Source organism: Serratia sp. LTN-2 (assembly GCF_059740205.1).
Genome location: NZ_JCAXDO010000017.1, coordinates 5,804 through 6,110, shown reverse-complemented (window position 1 = coordinate 6,110; position 307 = coordinate 5,804). Strand labels below are relative to the sequence as shown.

General features: G+C 68.7%; 1 pseudogene. It reads right to left on the bottom strand.

The window, feature by feature from the left end:
• Window positions 1–307, bottom strand: a pseudogene (locus tag AC6BYQ_RS23125) (phage integrase family protein); the annotation flags it as partial.

The window sequence follows — 307 nt, the reverse complement described above, 5'->3', positions numbered from 1 at the left end:
GCGCGCCGCAGCATCCACCGCCTCCGTCAGCCAGCTGCGCACCGTCCGATCGGTGATCGTCCACAGCCGCGCCTTTTCCATCCGGCCGGTGCGCGCATTGCGGCGCTCGAGCGGAATTTTCAGCGTGGCCACCATCATCTGCAGCTGCGCCACATACTGCGGATCGGACAGCGGCACCACGCGCGGCGGCGTACTGGCCGCCGGTAGCCGGCCGGCGCTGCGGTTGGCCTTTTCCGTGCGCTGCTTGAGGGTAGCCAGCTGCACGAACGGGTAGGGCGGCGCCAGTGAGAAATTTTCGCGCGTCAGC